This is a genomic window from Herbaspirillum sp. GW822-FHT03A08 (assembly GCF_058801885.1).
Window position 1 is genome coordinate 998,228 of the sequence record NZ_JBXANR010000001.1, and the last position, 15,667, is coordinate 1,013,894.

General features: G+C 59.5%; 12 protein-coding genes. 4 read left to right on the plus strand and 8 right to left on the minus strand.

Translation table 11 applies throughout. The annotated features are described in order from the left end of the window. Positions 1 to 66: 66 nt before the first annotated feature. Entirely contained in the window at positions 67 to 1,608 is a 1,542-nt protein-coding gene (locus AC1RN6_RS04605) for a sensor domain-containing diguanylate cyclase (RefSeq protein WP_493003360.1), read from the minus strand. A 238-nt stretch (positions 1,609 to 1,846) separates the two neighbouring features. Between AC1RN6_RS04605 and AC1RN6_RS04610 the strand changes: the two genes are divergently transcribed. From AC1RN6_RS04610 to mctP, 3 genes are all read left to right on the plus strand, one after another. Then, positions 1,847 to 3,760, plus strand: coding sequence for an AI-2E family transporter (locus AC1RN6_RS04610; RefSeq protein WP_493003361.1), 1,914 nt, complete (start codon positions 1,847 to 1,849; stop codon positions 3,758 to 3,760). A 319-nt stretch (positions 3,761 to 4,079) separates the two neighbouring features. Next, positions 4,080 to 4,259, plus strand: coding sequence for a DUF3311 domain-containing protein (locus AC1RN6_RS04615; protein ID WP_007877740.1), 180 nt, complete (start codon positions 4,080 to 4,082; stop codon positions 4,257 to 4,259). After that, positions 4,259 to 5,761, plus strand: a complete 1,503-nt coding sequence (mctP, locus tag AC1RN6_RS04620; RefSeq protein ID WP_493003362.1) for a monocarboxylate uptake permease MctP — start codon at positions 4,259 to 4,261, stop codon at positions 5,759 to 5,761. The genes AC1RN6_RS04615 and mctP overlap by 1 nt, the downstream gene beginning before the upstream one ends. A gap of 77 nt (positions 5,762 to 5,838) precedes the next feature. On the opposite strand, the gene AC1RN6_RS04625 is transcribed toward mctP, so the two are convergent. From AC1RN6_RS04625 to AC1RN6_RS04635, 3 genes are all read right to left on the minus strand, one after another. Then, entirely contained in the window at positions 5,839 to 7,173 is a 1,335-nt protein-coding gene (locus AC1RN6_RS04625; RefSeq protein WP_493003363.1) for an MFS transporter, read from the minus strand. A gap of 106 nt (positions 7,174 to 7,279) precedes the next feature. After that, complete coding sequence (locus tag AC1RN6_RS04630; RefSeq protein WP_493003364.1) at positions 7,280 to 8,227, minus strand: dihydrodipicolinate synthase family protein; 948 nt, start codon at positions 8,225 to 8,227, stop codon at positions 7,280 to 7,282. A gap of 133 nt (positions 8,228 to 8,360) precedes the next feature. After that, the gene (locus AC1RN6_RS04635) at positions 8,361 to 9,239 is read right to left on the minus strand and encodes a LysR family transcriptional regulator (protein WP_493003365.1); all 879 of its coding nucleotides are present in this window, start codon (positions 9,237 to 9,239) and stop codon (positions 8,361 to 8,363) included. 216 nt (positions 9,240 to 9,455) lie between these two features. Here AC1RN6_RS04635 and AC1RN6_RS04640 point away from each other — a divergent pair, with 216 nt between their 5' ends. Beyond that, positions 9,456 to 10,583, plus strand: a complete 1,128-nt coding sequence (locus AC1RN6_RS04640) for a mandelate racemase/muconate lactonizing enzyme family protein (RefSeq protein ID WP_493003366.1) — start codon at positions 9,456 to 9,458, stop codon at positions 10,581 to 10,583. A gap of 147 nt (positions 10,584 to 10,730) precedes the next feature. Here AC1RN6_RS04640 and AC1RN6_RS04645 read toward each other — a convergent pair whose 3' ends face one another. The 4 genes from AC1RN6_RS04645 to gntK form a co-directional block, all read right to left on the minus strand. Next, a complete protein-coding gene (locus AC1RN6_RS04645; protein ID WP_493003367.1) occupies positions 10,731 to 11,858 on the minus strand; it encodes a porin in 1,128 nt (375 codons plus the stop codon). Positions 11,859 to 12,201: 343 nt separating this feature from the next. After that, on the minus strand, positions 12,202 to 13,239 hold the full coding sequence (locus AC1RN6_RS04650) for an L-idonate 5-dehydrogenase (RefSeq protein WP_493003368.1): 1,038 nt from the start codon (positions 13,237 to 13,239) through the stop codon (positions 12,202 to 12,204). Positions 13,240 to 13,256: 17 nt separating this feature from the next. Beyond that, positions 13,257 to 14,042: an SDR family NAD(P)-dependent oxidoreductase gene (locus AC1RN6_RS04655; RefSeq protein ID WP_493003370.1), complete on the minus strand. Its 786-nt coding sequence runs from the start codon at positions 14,040 to 14,042 to the stop codon at positions 13,257 to 13,259. 49 nt (positions 14,043 to 14,091) lie between these two features. After that, positions 14,092 to 15,630: a gluconokinase gene (gene gntK, locus AC1RN6_RS04660; protein WP_493003372.1), complete on the minus strand. Its 1,539-nt coding sequence runs from the start codon at positions 15,628 to 15,630 to the stop codon at positions 14,092 to 14,094. Positions 15,631 to 15,667: the final 37 nt, after the last annotated feature.

Below are 15,667 nucleotides of genomic sequence, written 5' to 3' on the forward strand. Positions count from 1 at the left end.
GAGAACACACAAAACTGCAGGCGCTGGCGATACAATGCGCGATATCTCGACGCTATCGAGTGTTGCTTATTTGTTCGTGATTTTCGGCAACGAAAAACTGGCGACCTGATTGTGCCCGCGTTGCTGCGCCGTACTCAGTGTCTGGCCGGCTGAACGGATCAGGTCGGCGCTCAGATCGTTGTCGTCTACCGAATCCAGGCAGCTCACGCCGATGCAGACGGTCACTACACCTTCGTCGCTTTCCCAATGCGGAATCGCAAGGGCATGGATCGCCTCGCACAGTTTTTCGGCAAGTCCGACCGCCAACGGCTGAGTGCAGTTCGGCAAGATGACGCTGAACTGCTCCTCACCATAACGCGCAGCGATGTAAGCGGACTGCCGCAAGTTCGCGTTGATGGCCACGGCAATGGCGCGCAGGCAATCGTCACTGCTGGTGTGACCGTACAGATGGCTGAACACTTTGAAATGATCGATATCCAGCATCAGGATCGACACTGTGGCTTGCGTGTCCTTGGCGCGATTCAGCTCGCCCTTCAACAGTGCGTCGAATTGACGGCGATTCGGCAAGCCGGTCACTTCATCTTGCAGGGCGAGTTGCTCCAGCGATTGGCTCAATCGTTCGGCCTTGGCCTGTGCGTCTAACGCGGCAGTTTCCGCTCTGGAGCGATTGCTCACTTGCGTGATCAGTTTGTTGCCTGCATACAGCAAGGCAATCAGCAATAGCGCAACACTGCCGCCATGCAGCAGCGACTCCCGCCGCCAGTCGGCCAGGAGTTCATCCTCGGACATCGCAACTGCTACAAACAACGGATAACTGGCGACGCTGCGATAGACATTGACGCGCGTGACGCCGTCCTGAGACGATTTGATCAGCGCAGAACCGGACAAGGTATTGGACTGGTATTCGCGGAACAGCGCCGTTCCGGCCATGTTCTTGCCGGCGAATTCGTCACGCATCGGACGGCGATACAGCATGATGCCGTCGGTGCGCACGAGGACGATCGCGCCGGCGTTGCCGATGTCGAAGGTGCGATAGAATTTTTCGAGATAGCCCATGTCGATGTTGGCGACCACCACGCCGCCAAAATTGCCGTCGGGCTTGTTATAGCGGCGGCTGATGGTGAATCCCCAGCGCCCGGTCGATCTGCTTTGTATCGGCGTGTCGAGGTGGCTTTCCAGATCGGTGTGATTCTGATGGTAGAGAAAATAGGCGCGGTCGCGTCCGTTCAATTCCTTGTCCAGCTTTTCCTGCGACGTCAGAATCAGATAGCCATCCTGATCCAACACGTACACGCCATCGATTTGCGACAAGGACGCGAGTCGCGCGCGCAGTGCCTGATGCGTACGCTGATCGCCTTCCGGCGATACGCCGTCGCGCGGCAATCGCTCAAGAACGTCGGCGAGGATGATGTCGGCTTCTTTGAGCGTGTCTTCCGCATGCTGCGCCAGGGCGCGCGTGACGTTGGAGATGGAGGCCGTGCTTTCCTCGACCTCCGCCTTGCGGCTGTAGGTAATGCCCCACAGTTCCAGAACTAAAATCGCCAGTGCCATGGCCGCAATAAAAAACCGCGCTCGCTTGCCTGTTGCAAGGTTATCTGTGTCGGACATGGTTCCTGATTGAAATAGAAAAGTGGTCCCAGCAGCATAGTATTTTGAAAAGCCGGCCAGCGGGGAGCTTTCCTCGCCGCTCATTTCTCATCATGTCCGTTCAGCCGCCAGCGCGATGGACCGCCGTGCAATTGGCTGCGCGTGATAAAGTTGGCGAAAGGAAAACACCGGCGCGCGGTCACCTGCGGCAATCGCCCTCCCCCATCTTGTCACTTTAATCATTCCTGAGGTCTTTCCCTTGTCGAGTCTACAAGAACCACGGCGTCAATCCAATCAGGTTGCAGGCATCCTCGCGACAGCAACTGTCCTTGCGCTGCTCTATTTCGGACGCGACGTGCTGATCCCGATCACGCTCGCCATCATCCTGAGCCTGCTGATCACGCCCTTCATCCATCGCCTGCGGCAGATCGGCCTGGGCCAGACCCTCTCAGTCGGCGTCGCGGTTGTGACGCTGGCCTTGTCGCTGGCTGCCGTCGGCCTGGTCATCGGCGTGCAGGTGGTGCGCATCGGCAGCAGCCTGCCGCAATATGCCGACACCATCCGCAGCAAGGTCAGCCTGCTCGATCAACTGACACTGGGAAAACTCGGCGAACTCAACGGACAGGCCGGACGCTGGATCGATCACCTGTCCGATGAGAAAGAGCCCGGAGCAGCCGGCTCTGCAAGCACCGCCCCGGCATTGCGCGCCGGCAGCAACACGCCGATCCCGGTCGAAATCCATTCGCCGCCGCAAAAGCCGCTGCAACTGCTGACGCGCATTGCATCTTCGGTATGGCCGCCGCTGGAAACGGCCGGCATCGTCTTCGTAGTGCTGATCTTTGTCCTGCTGGAGCACGAAGCGCTGCGCGACCGCTTCATCCGCCTGGCCGGCGGCAATGACCTGCGCGCCACGACGATTGCGGTCAATGACGCCGGCGAGCGCCTGTCGCGCTTTTTTGTATCGCAGTTCGCCGTCAACATCGGCGTCGGCGTACTGGTGTGGATAGGCCTGAGCATCCTCGGTTTGTCGCAAGCCTTGCTGTGGGGTGCGATGGCGGCGATCCTGCGCTTCATTCCTTATGTCGGCGTGTGGATCGCGGCCTTCTGCGCGACCTTGCTGGCGGCGGCGATTTCACCGGGCTGGTCGCTGGCGGTGATGACGCTGATGCTGTTCCTGATCATCGAAGTGGTGTTCGCGCAACTGGTCGAACCCAAGCTGTACGGCCACACCACCGGCCTGTCGCCGCTGTCGGTGGTGATTGCGGCGATCTTCTGGAGCTGGATCTGGGGGCCGGTCGGACTGGTGCTGTCGACGCCGCTGACCTTGTGCCTGGTGGTCGCAGGCAGATACTTCCGCGCGCTCAACATGTTTGAAATCCTGCTGGGCGAAATCCCTGCACTCACCTTGCCGCAGAATTTCTATCAGCGCGCCCTTTCCGGCGACACCCAGGAAATCATCGCCAGCGCGCGCCAGATCCTCAAACGTAAATCCTTTGCCGCCTATTGCGACTCGGTGGTGGTGCCGGCACTGCATCTGGCGCGAGCGGATCTGGACGCCAATGCGATCAGCAAGAGCGAACAACTGAAAGTCGGCACCGCCATCGCTTCCGTCATCGAAGCGCTCGGTGAAAATCCGAAGTGGTGGCGGCAATACACCCGCATCTCCATGCTGGAAGACGTCAACATCGGACGCCAGTTGCGCCGTCGCCGCGAAGCCATCATCGGCGGCACGCAAGGTTCTTTCGACGTGCCGGCCGGGACCATCGTGCTGGGCATCGGCGCGGGTTCCGCCGGCGACGAACTGGCGGCGGAAATCCTGGTGCGCATCCTGCGCAAGCAAAACATCGACGGCCGCCACGTCACGCTGACTGAAATGGGCGAGGCGCCGCCGGCCGATGTCAAACCCGGCATCGTCGCCATGTTCTGCCTGGTCAGTATCGAGCCGGTAAAGGAACAGGCGCAGATCGAAGCAGCGCTGATCCAGATGGAACAGCGCCTGCCGCATGTGAAACAACTGGTGCTGCAGATCGCTAATCCGTTTGAGCAATTGCAGTTGCAGGACAACGCCATAGAAGGCACGCACGAGGTGGTGCATTCATTTGAGGAGGCAGTGCAGACCTGCCTGCGCAACCTGCACGTTTATGACAAGCCGGTACTCAGCAGCAAAAGCTGAAACGGTTCAACCTGAATAAGTCGGGCGCCGACTTTTTCCGGCGGCCTTTTTACGCATTTTTTAAGCTGACTATTAACTGACAAAAAAGCGAATTACTTATTTTCAACATCTTTCTTAACCCTTTATACTGCGACGTTTATTGCATTGCAAAAGCAAGTCAAAAATCTTTCAATCCGGTAAACCAAGGCCCATAGCGGCTTTCGGAGCCTGACAAATCACTGAAAAATGCCGCGCCGCAAACAGAGCCGGGAGATTCTCACTATAATTGCGCTGCAATTTTAATAACAATCCTTCCACCAAAAGTTTGAGGAGAATTTCTATGCGGCTCTTACTCCTGTTGCCGTTCATTGGTCTATTGTGGGTCCCGTTTTACAACGACGAATTGCCCGCACTGTTTGGCTTTCCATTTTTCTACTGGTATCAGTTCATGTGGGTTCCGCTCACCGCGCTGATCATCTGGATCGTCTATAAAGACGGTCTCAAGAAGGGAGTCGAATAATGAACTCCTCTTCCATCAACTGGACGGCACTCAGCGTCTTCATCTTCTTCTTTGCGCTGGTCACCGTGATGGGCTTCTGGGCCTCGCGCTGGCAAAGCGGCGGCAAAGCAAACAAGGGCGCTCACCTCGACGAATGGGGTCTGGGCGGCCGTAACTTCGGCACCTGGATTACCTGGTTCCTGGTCGGCGGCGACTTCTACACTGCCTATACCGTGATCGCGGTGCCGGCGCTGGTATATGCGGTCGGTGCTTACGGCTTCTTCGCGCTGCCGTACACCATCCTGGTCTATCCGATCGTGTTCCTGATCATGCCGAAGCTGTGGCACGCTGCACACAAGGCCGGTCACGTCACCGCTGCCGACGTCGTGTTCGGCCGCTACAAGTCGCGCAAGCTGGAACTGGCGATCGCTCTGACCGGCGTCGTTGCGACCATGCCTTACATCGCGCTGCAACTGATCGGCATGGAAGTCGTCATCAAGGCGCTCGGCGTCACCGGTGAACTGCCTCTGCTGGCGGCTTTCGTGATCCTGGCGCTGTACACCTACTCGGCCGGCCTGCGCGCACCTGCGCTGATCGCCTTCGTCAAGGACCTGATGATCTACATCGTGGTGCTGGTGGCGGTGGTGCTGGTGCCGATGAAGCTCGGCGGCTACGGCATCGTGTTCAACTCGGCACGCGAGGCGTTTGCAGCCAAAGGCGGCATGACCGGCCTGACGCTGAAGCCTGCACAGTTCCTGCCGTTTGCGACACTGGCGCTGGGTTCTGCGATGGCGGCCTTCATGTATCCGCACACTCTGACCGGCATCTTCGCGGCCAAGAGTGCCGACACGATCCGCAAGAATGCCGTGTTCCTGCCTGCGTACACCGTACTGCTGGGCTTGATCGCGCTGCTGGGCTACATGGCCTATGCAGCGGGCGTCAAGGTCGAAGCCAACAACGACATCGTTCCTGCGCTGTTCAACGCCATGTTCCCAAGCTGGTTCAGCGGCTTTGCCTTCGCAGCGATTGCCATCGGCGCCCTGGTGCCGGCGGCAGTGATGTCGATCGGCGCAGCCAACCTGTTCACCCGCAACTTCTGGAAACCGTACGTGAATCCGAACGTGTCGGCAGAAGGCGAAGCCAAGGTCGCCAAGATGGTGTCGCTGGTGGTCAAGTTCGGCGCGCTGGTGTTCATCCTGTTCCTGCCGACCAAGTTTGCGCTTGATCTGCAGTTGCTGGGCGGCGTGTGGATTCTGCAAACCTTCCCGGCACTGGTGTTCGGTCTGTTCATCGGCTGGTTCGGCGCCAATGCGCTGCTGACCGGCTGGGCAGTCGGCATCATCGGCGGCAGCTGGCTGGCGTATGCAGACGGCATCAAGCCGGTGCACACCTTCCACATCGGCGCTGATGCGTACACCATGTACACCGGTCTGATCGCGCTGGCCCTGAACATTGCAGTGGCGGTTGTGGTGCAACTGGTGTTCGGCAAGGGCGGTGCGAAAGCGCCGGCATTGAAACACTAATCAAGCAGCCGTACCCGCAACAAGAAAAAGCCACGTTCTCCGGAACGTGGCTTTTTTCATTTCAGCTCCAGCCGGATTTAACGATTCACCACCTTGGCCGGAATGAAGCTCAGCACCAGCACCGCCGACAAGGCCAGCATCGCGGCAACGAAGAACAATCCCGACGACACCGAATGCGTCTGCGTCTTCAGCCAGCCGATCACCGAGGGGCTGACGAAGCCCGCCAGATTGCCGGTGCAATTGATCAGCGCAATCCCCGCCGCCGCACCGGCGCCCCCAAGGAAAGCCGTCGGCAACGCCCAGAACATCGCCACCGCCGTCACCACGCCCATGGCGCCCAGGCTCAGACCGGAGAGGGCCGGTGCGATCTGGTTCTCGCTCATGGCGCAGATGCTGAAACCGATGGCGGCGACCAGCACCGGTACGATCACATGCCAGCGGCGTTCACGGAAATGATCGGCGCTGCGGCTGGCCAGCAGCATGGAAATCAGCGCGGCAGTGTAAGGAATCATCGCCAGCAGACCGATGTGGAAAGGATCCGCAATACCGGCGCTGCGAATGATGCTCGGCAGCCAGAAGCCGATCGCATACGAGCCCATGATCACGCCAAACAGAATCAGGCACAGCAGCCAGACGCGCGGCGACAGCATGACGCTCTTAACGGAACTATGCGTGCGTACCTGTGCGTCCAGATCGATCTCGTTCTTGATGAGATTTTTTTCTTCGGCATTAAGCCATTTGACATCAGCCACACGGTCGTCAAGATAACAATAAATCACGATACTCAGGATCACCGCCGGAATCGCTTCCAGGATGAACAGCCATTGCCAGCCCGACATGCCCATGGTGCCGCCGAAGGCGTACATGATGTAACCCGACAGCGGCGCGCCGACGATGCCCGACACCGGATTGCCGGCCATGAACATTGCCGTCATGCGGCCGCGCCGATGCGAGGGAAACCAGTAGGTCAGATACAGGATGACGCCAGGAAAAAAACCTGCCTCCGCCACGCCGAGCAAGAAGCGGATTACATAGAACATCATCGGCGAATCGACCCAGGCGGTCGCTGCCGACAGCACGCCCCAGGTAATCATGATGCGCGCGATCCAACGGCGCGCGCCGAGCTTGTGCAGCAGCAGATTGCTCGGCACTTCAAACAGGAAATAGCCGAGGAAGAACAAGCCCGCGCCGAGGCCATACACGGCGTCGCTGAACTGCAGATCGCTAAGCATTTGCAGCTTGGCAAAACCGATGTTGACGCGGTCGAGGTAAGCCACGACGTAGCTGACGAACAGCAGAGGGATGAAGCGCCAGGCGGCGCGTTTGAATACTGCATTGGCGGCATCTTGCGATGCCGATGCTGCATTCGATACATTGTGCGCGGCCGAAGCCAGCGTGGTGTTGGGTTGCATATTGTCTCCTGTTGTATCGTCGGCGACGGTGGCGCTGTGTTTCATTCACGCAGTCGCATCGCCGCTCTTTTTTATGCTGTTCGATATGAATGTCTGATGCCTTGATTCAATTTGCCGCAGCTTCCTCCACCTGTCCGCGATAAAGCTGGAAGCTCAGCGCATCAAGTTGCCGCAGCAATGTCTCGCGCTGAATACGGTCCAGTTCCACCAGCGGTGCCCGCAGTTTGTTCCACACCGGATCGTTAAGTCCCGATGCCATGGCCGCCTTCATCGCCGCGATCATCGGAAACTGGCCGAAGGTGGCGCGCACCTGGTTCAACGCCGTCTGCCTGGCGTCGGCATCGTCCTGCTGCCAGTCGCGCAGCAAACCTGCGATGCCGCCCGGATTGACGTTGGCCGTGGCGGAAATCACGCCGGCCCCGCCATGACGCATGGTGTCGACGAGACAGGTTTCACTGCCGGCGAATACATCGAAACCGTCCTTGCTGAATTCCTTCAACATGGCCGCCGTGTTGTCCCAATCGCCGGAACTGTCTTTGACGCCGGCCACCATGCCGGGGAAGGATTTCAGCAAACGCTCGATCAGCGACAGGCTGATGCCGACCTGCGTTACCGGCGGGATGTGATACAGATAGACACGCAAGCGCGCATCGCCGACGGCATCGATCATCCCTGCAAACGAACGGAACAAACCCTCTTCGCTCACGCCTTTGTAAAAAAACGGCGGCAACATCAGCACGCCGCCGCAACCGGCCGCAACCGCATGGCGCGCAAGGTCAACGGTGTCGTCGAGATTGCAGGCGCCCACGCCGGGCATCATGCGTGCAGCCGGCATGCCTGCGGCAAGGATAGCGTCGAGCAAGGCCCGCTTTTCTTTCACACTCATCGAGGTCGCTTCGGAATTGGTGCCGAAGATCGCCAGGCCGACATCGTGATTAAGCAAGGTGCGGCAGTGTTCGATAAAGCGCGGCAACGACGGCGCGCCATCGGCCTCGAAAGGCGTCAGCACCGGCGACAGCACACCGCGCAGCTTTGGGGTAAGTGAAGTGGACATAGCATTGGTCTCCTGATCTACAGCGCATTGCTGATGGCCACCAGTATTGCGCGATCAGGGCAGGAGAATAGTTATGCTCTGCTTGCGTCAATCAATAGAATTTTTATCTTTTCAATTGACACGCGTCGGCGGCCTATTTGGCCTCTTTCCACTTCTTGACCAGTTCAAGAAAAGAACTCACCAGCCGCGTCCGCGCCGAGGTGCGCGTCCAGATCATGCCGACAATGCGCTTGGATGAGCGATGCGGCAAAGGCCAGCGCCTGAGCGCCAGATTGTTGCCGCGCGCCGCCAGCCAGGCCGGCACCAGCGACACGCCGATGCCGCGGTCGACCAGTGCCGCAATCGAATCGAGACCGTCGAGCTCGCAGCGCTGACGCGTGCGGATGCCGTACTGGCGCAGATACGCATCGGCAAACTGGCCGCCGACGGTACCTCGGTCGTAGCGCAGGAAGGGTTCGCTCTCCAGCGTGGCGTGCACGTCCGTGACCTTCATCGATGCGGGTGTCAGCAACACCAGCGGCTCCTCTCGCATGGTGTGCCAGCCGCAACTCTTGGGTAACTCGAACAGCGGCTGGATCAGCAATGCCGCATCCAGATCGCCGTCGACCACTTTGCGAAACAGCGTGGCAGAAGTGCCCGGCTCCAGATAAGTGTCCACCTGCGGATGCCGGCTCAAAAACTGCGACACCAGATCCGGCAGCACCGCCAGCATCATGGTCGGCGCACCGCCCAGGCGCAGTTGCCCGGACAGGTCGGAGCTGTCGTTGAGGTCGTCGCGCAGATCGCGGATGTCGCGCAAGACTTTGCGGCCGCGCTCGAGAATGCGCGCACCCGCCTCGGTCGGCGCCACGGTGCGTCCGGAGCGGCGGATCAGGCTCATGCCCATCTCCTCCTCCAGCATCTTGACGCGCTGCGCCACGGCGGCGGGCGTGAGGTCAAGCCGGCGCGCGGCTTCGGCGATGGAGCCGAGTTCGGCCACGTGGATGAAGCTTTGCAGAAAACGTGAATCCATGGTGTCCCTCCCTTTAGGTAAGCCCGTTCAGGCAGCTCAAGCAGCTCAGGCAGCTAAGCGGGCATCAGATCTTCGCCTGATCAATAGAATAATTATCTTTTCAAGATATCGGAACGTACTGTTTTCATCGATTGGCGTCAATCAGAATGTGCCCGACGCTGCACCGATCGTGATGTGCAGCGCACTCATTCATTGATCAATCAGGAGGAAACAAGCATGCCCATCATTCAATCCATCTCAGTCTGCTTCGCCGAAGTACCTCTCGACCGCGTTACCTCATTCGCCACGCGCACGGTGTCGTCGCGTCACTACGGTCTGGTCAGGGTGCGCTCAACCGACGGCGTCGAAGGCATCGGCTTTTGCTACGTCGGCAGCACCGGCGGCGCGATCCTGACCGCGGCAGTCGAACAATTGCTGGCGCCGGTACTGATCGGCAAGGATTCTTATGCCGTCGAAGGCCTGTGGCAGGCGATGTACCAGGAAGCCTTGCTGCAAGGACGCGCCGGCACCGTCATGCGCGCACTCAGTATCCTCGATACCGCGCTGTGGGATCTCAATGCGCGCACCCACAAACTGCCGCTGCACAAATATCTGGGTGCGGTGCATCTGGATGAAGTGCCGGCCTACGCCAGCGGCGGCTACTACCTGGACGGCAAGACGCCGCAGATGCTGGGCGATGAAATGGCCAGCTATGTCGACAAGGGCTTCAAGGCGGTGAAGATGAAATCCGGCCGCCTGTCGCCCAAGGAAGAAGAAGCCCGCGTGCGTGCCGCGCGTGAAGCCATCGGCCCGGACATCGAACTGATGCTCGACATCAACAACGGCTGGGGCGACGTCACCGAAGCCTTGCAGCACGTGACCCGGATCGAACAATACGATCCCTACTTCATCGAAGAACCGTTCTCGCCGGACGACATCGACAGCCACGCCAAGCTCGCCAGGCTCACGCGCGTGCCGATCGCCACCGGCGAAATCGGCTATGGCCGCTGGTATCACAAGGAGTTGCTGGACAAGGACGGCGCGGCGATTCTGCAGACCGATGCAGTGGTCTGCGGCGGCATCACCGAATGGCGACGCATCGCAGCGACGGCGGCCAGTTACGGCAAGATCATGTGCCCGCACTGGTTCCATGACGTGCACGCGCCGCTGGTAGCGGCAACGCCGAATGCGCGCTATGTGGAATTCTTCTGGGACGACCAGGTGCTGAACTTCCGCCGCCTGATCGATCGCCAGCTGGAGCATCGCAACGGCAACGTGATCCTGCATCAGACGCCGGGGCTGGGTTTCAACTTCGACGAGGCGCAGGTGGCGAAATATGGCAAGTGGATCACCATCGGCAAATGAGAGTAAGTATGCGCAAATAAGCACAAGCAAGCGCAAGTAGCGACAGACAGCAGGCAAAGAAAAATGGCAGGACCGGATGCCCCGGTACCTGCCATTCTCGATTGCTGCTTATGTCCTCAAGATCTTTACAGCAGTTGCCAGATGCGACTAGAACTTGTGGCGCAGACCCAGACGCACCACGTTCTGCGAGCTGTCGTCGGCAGGCGACGATGAGTACGCGGCGTTCACGACACCGGGATTGATGGTGTCGCTGGCGCGCTGATTGGTGTACAGCGCATAGACGTCGGTGCGCTTGGACAGGTAGTAGTCCACACCCACGTTCAACTGTGTCGTCGAGACCCTGGTCTTGCCGGTGGTCACGCGGTTGATGTTGGCACGGTCATAGATCACGCTGCCCAGCAGGTGGAAATTGCCGGTAATCGAATAGTCCACGCCGACGTCGAAGATGTTGGCTTTGGTCGCAGTAATAATCTGCACCAGCCCCGTCGATGCAACAGCGGCAGCAGCCGGCTGCTTGGTCTGTGACCAGGCGGCGTACAACTTGGCCGAACCGGCCTGATAACTGGTGCCGATGGTGAAGGTCTTCAGGTTGGTGTCGCCTGCACGGGCCGGCAATGCATCCGCCGCCAGCTTGCTTTGGTAGTAAGCAGCGCCGATGCCGAACGGACCGTTGGCGTAGTTGCCGGCAAAGCCGAACGCCTGACCTGCCGAGGTCTTGCCTGCCACTTCACCGAAGCCGTAGAACAGGCTGCCGGTGAAGCCGCTCAGGTTAGCGGTGTCATAGCGAATTGAATTGTCGGTACGCGCGCCGCCTGCTGTGCGATCCAGATTGTTGAAGTGGCCGCCCTTGGTGCCATTGCCGCCGAAGGTCTGCACCGAGGTGTACTTGGAGCCGATATCTTCGAGGTAATCGGTCTGGCGCCCAATGGTGACGGTACCGAAGGCGCCGCTCAGGCCGACCACCGATTTGCGGTCGAACAGGACGTTGGCAGTACCAAGGCCGCCGTTATCGGCGTTGAAACCGTTTTCCAGATTGAAGATCGCCGACAAACCGCCGCCCAGATCTTCCGAACCTTTGAAACCGATGCGTGATGTGGTCAGATCGCCGGAGTCGATGCTGAAACGGCTGCCGTTGTTGGCGCCGACCTTGCTGGTGTAGGTCAGGCTGGTGTCGATGACGCCGTAGACGGTGACGCTGCTTTGGGCGTGGGCGGTAGTGGCGATAGTCGACGTCAAGGCAGCCAGAGCCGCCAGGGCGAGTGCGTGTTTTTTCATGAAGTCCCCTGATGTGGATGGATAGGTAGGTATGTTCGATTTCTTTTTATCGTTCGATTGAACGCCTGCGGTATCGTGTGGTGACGACCCGTAAATGGAAGGTGCTGCCCCGGAATTGTAGGTGTAGGGCGCCCTGTCGAACATGGGGCGGATTATATTTACGTCATATCCGTAGAGGTATAGCGGAAAACCCTTAGTGATGCATGTCTACAACAAGCTAATGAGTATCTTTTAAGTAGTGCAATCCATCCGAATTGCCGCGGGGAATTTGCGCTTTTTCTCACTGCAGGCATAAAAAAAGCCGCTCATCTGAGCGGCCTCGGTCTACACAATTGCCGAAATCTTAATCGAAGCTCAATTGCACCTTCATCATCTTCGAGCGGTCGCCGGCAATCTCAAACGCTTCCACCGATTTCTCGAACGGATAAGTTGCCGAGATCAGCGGCTTGACGTCGACCAGCTTCTTGTTCATCAACTCCACCGCCAGCGCGAACTCTTCATGGAAGCGGAATGCGCCGCGCCATTCCAGCTCCTTGCCGACCAGCAGATTGGCCGGGAAGTTGATGTCGCCGCCCAGACCGACCTGCACGATCACCGCACCGGGACGCAACGTATCGAGCGCGCCGCGCAGGGCTTGCTCGTTACCGCTGGCTTCGAACAGCACGTCGAAAGTGCCCTTGTCTTGTGTGAAGGTCTTGAGCGCGTCGGCGTCCTGGACGACGTTGATGGCCTGGTCGGCGCCGACTTTGAGCGCGCTTTCCAGCGGCATTTTGGCGACGTCGGTGACCACGATCTGCAAGGCGCCTGCGCGACGCGCAGCGATCACCGTCAAGGCACCGATCGGACCGCAGCCGGTGACCAGTACGCGCTTGCCGAACAGAGGACCGGCGCGGCACACCGCATGCAACGCGACCGACAATGGCTCCGCCATGGCGGCTTCGCCGTCGGTGACGTGGTCGGCGACGGCGTGCGCCTGTGCACGCTCGATGATGATCTCCTGGCGGAAAGCCCCCTGCACGTGCGGCATGCGCATGGCGCTGCCGTAGAAGCGCATGTCGAGGCAATGATTGTGTTTGCCTTCCTGGCAGTATTTGCACAGGCCGCAAGGATTGCTCGGGCTGATGGAAATGCGCGTGCCCGGCTTGATGTCGCCAATGGCGGAGCCGGTTTCAGCGATCACGCCTGAGACTTCATGGCCGAGCACCATCGGCTCCTTGATGCGCACGGTGCCGAAGCCGCCGTTGTGATAGTAGTGCAGATCTGAACCGCAAATACCGCCGGCTTTGACCTTGACTTTAAGCTGATGCGGTTGCAGTTCAGCCGTTTCCAGTTCCTGTACGCGCAGATCGTGCGGCGCGTGGATGACGATGCCTTGTTGCATGATGTTGTCCTTGTTTTTTATAAGGTTGCCGTCACGCCGCCATCGACGTAGAGGATGTGACCGTTGACGAACTTCGAGGCGTCGCTGGAAAGGAATACCGCCGCGCCGACCAGATCTTCGACGTCGCCCCAGCGGCGCGACGGCGTACGGCCGATCAGCCACTCGGAGAATTTTTCATCAGCGACCAGCGCCATGTTCATCTCGGTCTTGAAGTAGCCCGGACCGAGGCCGTTGACTTGCAGGCCGTACTTGCCCCAGTCGATCGCCATGCCCTTGGTGAACATTTTCACCGCACCTTTGGTGGCAGTGTACGGTGCGATGTTCGGACGGCCCAGTTCGCTCTGCACCGAGCAGACGTTGATGATCTTGCCGCGGCCGCGTTTGATCATGCCTTGGGCGACTGCCTTGGCGGTAAAGAAAACGCTGTTGAGGTTGGTGCTGATCAGGTCGTTCCAGTCGGATTCCTTGAAGTCTTCCAGCGGCGCGCGGCGTTGAATGCCGGCGTTGTTGAACAGGATCTCGATCGGGCCGATATCGGCTTCAATCTTCGCCACCGCCGCTTCCACCGATGCCGACGAGGTGGCGTCGAATGAAGACTCGTGGATGGTATAACCCTCTTCGCGCAGCTTCGCCGCAACGCTGGCCAGCTTGACGGCATCGCGGCCGTTGAGCACGATGGATGCGCCCGCAGCCGCCAGGCCGCGCGCCAGCGCGAGACCGATGCCGCCGCTGGAGCCGGTGATCAATGCCAGTTTGCCGGCCAGCGAAAAACTTTGCAGACCTGCGGGTAATGTTGCGGTCATTCTGTCTCCTTGTTTGAGTTGTACTGTGGTGTTGTTGCTGTACTATTATTTACTTCACGCTCAAGCGCTGGAACTCCGACAACGCCCGGTATTCGTCAGCCAGCTTGTTCGGAATCGACAGGAAAATCGGACGCAGGCGTTCGTAGATCGCGACGTTCTTCGCGATCGGTACATGACGGTTGGTCGAACCGACCATGTCGGAAATCACATCCAGCGAACGGATCATGCCCAGCGCAAACAGGCCGAGTACGGCGGCGCCCAGGCAAGAGGATTCCACGCTTTGCGGCACCACGACTTCGCGATTGAAAATGTCGGCCATCATCTGCCGCCACAAGGCCGAGCGCGCAAAGCCGCCGGTAGCCATCATGCGCTGAGTCGGACCGATCAGATCTTCGACCGCCGGCAAGATGGTATAGAGATTGAAGATCACGCCTTCGAGCGCGGCGCGGATCATGTGTTCCTTGCGGTGATGCAAGGCCAGGCCGAAGAAGGAGCCGCGCAGGTCGGCATTCCACAGCGGCGCGCGTTCGCCCGCCATGTAGGGATGGAACAGCAGGCCTTCGGCGCCTGGCGATACTTTTTCGGCGATGTCGGTCAAGGCGTCGTAAGGATCGACACCGGCCTTGCGCGCTGCTTCGGATTCGGCAGTCGCCAGCTCATCGCGCACCCAGTGGAAAATATTGCCGCCATTATTGACCGGGCCGCCGACGACCCAGTGCTTTTGCGTGAGCGCATAGCAGAAGGTACGGCCGGAGGGATCGGTCATCGGCCGGTCGATCACGGTGCGCATTGCACCCGAGGTGCCGATGGTGACCGCGACCTGGCCCGGATGGATGGCGTTGACGCCGAGGTTGGACAGCACGCCGTCATTGGCGCCGAGGACGAACGGCGTGTCGCTGTTCAGTCCCAGCTGCGCGGCGACTTCAACCGGCAATCCGGCGATGTGATGCGTGGTCGGCACCGGCTCGGACAATTGCGCGGCGTCGATGCCGAGCAAGGCCAGCGCGCCCTTGTCCCAGTTCAGTTCCTGCAGGTTGAACAGACCGGTCGCGGAAGCAATCGAGTAGTCCACCAGCCAGCGGCCGAACAGACGGAAGAACACGTATTCCTTCACGCCGACAAAACGTTCGGCGCGAGCGAAGATATCGGCATGGTCGTAACGCAGCCACATCAGCTTGCACAGCGGCGACATCGGATGAATGGGCGTGCCGGTACGCTGATAGATGGCCTGGCCGTCGTGCTCTTCGCGGATGCGACGCGCCCACAGACTGGCGCGGTTGTCGGCCCAGGTGATGCTGTTGGTGATCGGGCGGTCATCCTTGTCGATCGCGATGACGCTGTGCATTGCCGCGCTGAAAGACACCAGCGCGATCTCGCCGGCACTGGCCTTGGCTGCTTTCACCGCCTGGCCGATGGACGCCAGCACGGCGTCGTAAATCTGCAAAGGATCCTGCTCCGCCATGCCCGGCACGGTGCAGAGCAAGGGGTATTCGACTGCATGCTGGGCAACGACCTGGCCGTCCAACGTGAACACGACAGTTTTGGTGCTGGTGGTGCCGATATCGACGCCGAGCATGAAGTGCGACATGAGTATTTCCTTTTACTGCGGCCGTGAAAAACGCAGG

What these genes read in the sequence shown, in the direction of transcription:
- AC1RN6_RS04605 (WP_493003360.1), bottom strand. Translation starts at nt 1,608, where the DNA reads ATGTCCGACACAGATAACCTTGCAACAGGCAAGCGAGCGCGGTTTTTT.
- AC1RN6_RS04635 (WP_493003365.1), bottom strand. Translation starts at nt 9,239, where the DNA reads ATGGATTCACGTTTTCTGCAAAGCTTCATCCACGTGGCCGAACTCGGC.
- AC1RN6_RS04630 (WP_493003364.1), bottom strand. Translation starts at nt 8,227, where the DNA reads ATGTCCACTTCACTTACCCCAAAGCTGCGCGGTGTGCTGTCGCCGGTG.
- AC1RN6_RS04640 (WP_493003366.1), top strand. Translation starts at nt 9,456, where the DNA reads ATGCCCATCATTCAATCCATCTCAGTCTGCTTCGCCGAAGTACCTCTC.
- gntK (WP_493003372.1), bottom strand. Translation starts at nt 15,630, where the DNA reads ATGTCGCACTTCATGCTCGGCGTCGATATCGGCACCACCAGCACCAAA.
- AC1RN6_RS04655 (WP_493003370.1), bottom strand. Translation starts at nt 14,042, where the DNA reads ATGACCGCAACATTACCCGCAGGTCTGCAAAGTTTTTCGCTGGCCGGC.
- mctP (WP_493003362.1), top strand. Translation starts at nt 4,259, where the DNA reads ATGAACTCCTCTTCCATCAACTGGACGGCACTCAGCGTCTTCATCTTC.
- AC1RN6_RS04645 (WP_493003367.1), bottom strand. Translation starts at nt 11,858, where the DNA reads ATGAAAAAACACGCACTCGCCCTGGCGGCTCTGGCTGCCTTGACGTCG.
- AC1RN6_RS04615 (WP_007877740.1), top strand. Translation starts at nt 4,080, where the DNA reads ATGCGGCTCTTACTCCTGTTGCCGTTCATTGGTCTATTGTGGGTCCCG.
- AC1RN6_RS04625 (WP_493003363.1), bottom strand. Translation starts at nt 7,173, where the DNA reads ATGCAACCCAACACCACGCTGGCTTCGGCCGCGCACAATGTATCGAAT.
- AC1RN6_RS04650 (WP_493003368.1), bottom strand. Translation starts at nt 13,239, where the DNA reads ATGCAACAAGGCATCGTCATCCACGCGCCGCACGATCTGCGCGTACAG.